The sequence below is a fragment of the Endozoicomonas sp. ONNA2 genome, from assembly GCF_024606365.1.
Taxonomy (GTDB): domain Bacteria; phylum Pseudomonadota; class Gammaproteobacteria; order Pseudomonadales; family Endozoicomonadaceae; genus Endozoicomonas.
Map to the genome: position 1 here is coordinate 1 of NZ_JAHHPO010000914.1, position 2,197 is coordinate 2,197.

At 44.7% G+C, this 2,197-nt stretch carries 2 protein-coding genes; both read right to left on the reverse strand.

Annotated elements, in window-relative coordinates; genetic code table 11:
- Positions 1–1,711: hypothetical protein (locus tag KDK14_RS16295; protein ID WP_257266234.1), on the reverse strand; the 1,711-nt coding region annotated here is incomplete at its 3' end.
- Between the two features lie 36 nt (positions 1,712–1,747).
- Positions 1,748–2,197: hypothetical protein (locus tag KDK14_RS16300; RefSeq protein ID WP_257266235.1), on the reverse strand; the 450-nt coding region annotated here is incomplete at its 5' end.

The window sequence follows — 2,197 nt, forward strand, 5'->3', positions numbered from 1 at the left end:
TGGGCAGCGCAAATCCGGTGACCTGATGAGCGGTTGAAATCAGGGGTATCAAAAATAGATTGGTACATGAGATCTTTAAAGGAGACTGTCGGCAAATCAGCGGTGCCGCCAAGACCTGGTTCGGGAAGGTGTAAGCAGGGGCATCCAATGTTTCAATGAACCAGAGTTTGTCTTCCAGTGAGATATCGGGACAGGTTAAAAATTTCAACTGAACATCCGTTGGCACATAGGGTATTTTGTTCTGCTTGATTAATTGGAATAACAGGTCTTCTTCCTTTGAATTTGATGGTTGGACCATCTTTTTGGTAACCGCTGCTTTGAGGCAAAGCTGATTCAAACTCAGGTGTTCCCAGGAAATATGTTGCAATACCGACAGATTATTTTTTATCGCCGCATCAAGGATTGCTCCCTTTCTAATGTCGCAGGGTACATAGCGCACCGCAGCAGGAGACAGGCTGACAGCCAGGGAATAGAGCTTGAATGCCTTATCATCACCTACCCACTTTGACAGGTTGTCATTTGCAGCGAAATTAAGAGGGGTGGCCCTGTGATTCTTGCTGGTAATGACTGACTTGAGAAAATGATCAGTTATGTATTGTTCTGGAATAGCAGCCAATACTTCGGATCCACTTGTACAGGCAGTATGGTAAATTTCCGTTCGTTGTGCTTCCGTCAGAAATTCGGGAAGTGGCTTGGATAATTCGCCAGCTTTAGCCGCTGCCAGATACATATCGAATGTTTTGCAGGCTTGAGGAATGAATTGGATGGCTCTGGCATCATTATCGACAGCCATTTGGCATAATGCGGCCGTTTTCAGTTGTTCAGGAACATATTTTAATGCTGACCAATTATGCCGACAGGCAACCTCACAAATTTCTGCTGTTTTTTTGTGGTCCGGGTAAAATTTCAGGGCTCCGGTGTGTTGGATTGCAATGGTTAATAAGTGATCACTAATGGGCTTGTTCTTCGGGTAATAATCCAGCGCATCGCAGGATTTTCTGCAAGCAATTTCAAAGTGCGCATCAGTTCTTGCTGCTTCGGGAATGTACTCAATGACCCCTTCAAATTTTTCCAGAAGGAAGTCAAAAAAACCATCATTCAGCCATTTTTTTATTATTTCATCCGGTACACTAAAAAGGGCCCCCGGTTCATGAAGCACCAAAGCTCGACACAATTCATTAGTTTTCATTCTATCGGGTATATGCTGAAGATTCGTATATGGCGCTTTTATGAATGCCTGTAAACACATTTCTTGTGTTAACTTTTCTTGGGGTACCTGACAAAAATATAAAGGTTTATTTCTAATTTTTATAAAGTAATCTTCACAATCAAGTTGATCCGGGTCAGCCCCGGGTGGCAACTCCCCGAAGTACTTGATAAATGATTTATAGTCACTGACCGGCAATGGCTGCTGTTTGTCCGTACACTTGGCCACTCTTTGCAGAAACTTTTTTAATTCATGATCAAGGTTGCCTTGTGTGAACTCATGTCTTGGCTCAGGGCAGGCTGCCACACGAGACCGTTTCAAAAGGGGGGGCGCAATGGCAGGATGATCAGGCATATTTCTGATGGGCAAGCCTGAAGTCGCTGTAACACGGTAACTGCACCAGGGATGCCTGATATAATCACTTTGCTGTGGATGAGCCAAACTGGCATCTTTTGACTTTTCGTCAATGCCACTGGACAAGGTTGGGTGCCCTGAAATAATCATTTTACTGAATGCCTTAATGAAAAAAGTTATCAATAATTAACGGTTCAGCTTCTCAAATAGACCAGAACACATTTTATTTAGCCCGTTCAATAGCGATAACAGTGGTAACGATTGACTATGGCTACCAAGATTTAATTGGCCATCACAATTAAAGAATGTTTTCTGGCTTAATGCTGTGTAAGCACCCACAGGATAGAGCGTGTCACAGAGGTGTTTATCATTTGTTACATGATTCAGGTAACAGTCGGCCGGGTTGTATTCCCCTTCGGGGAGTTGTTCAAAGCCGGGCTCACAGGGCTGCAGTGCCGTCCAGTAGAGTATTTCCTGCGCTACCCGGGCAAGCCATGCCTGGTATTCATGATCTTCACGACCCAGGAGGGATTGGAGGTGATTAAGTGTACCAGACGCAGGCATGAGTCCCGACAGGAATTCGTTGCAGGCGGATTCAACAAATGTGGCCGTTTCCCTGAGCGCCTGCGGGTTTTT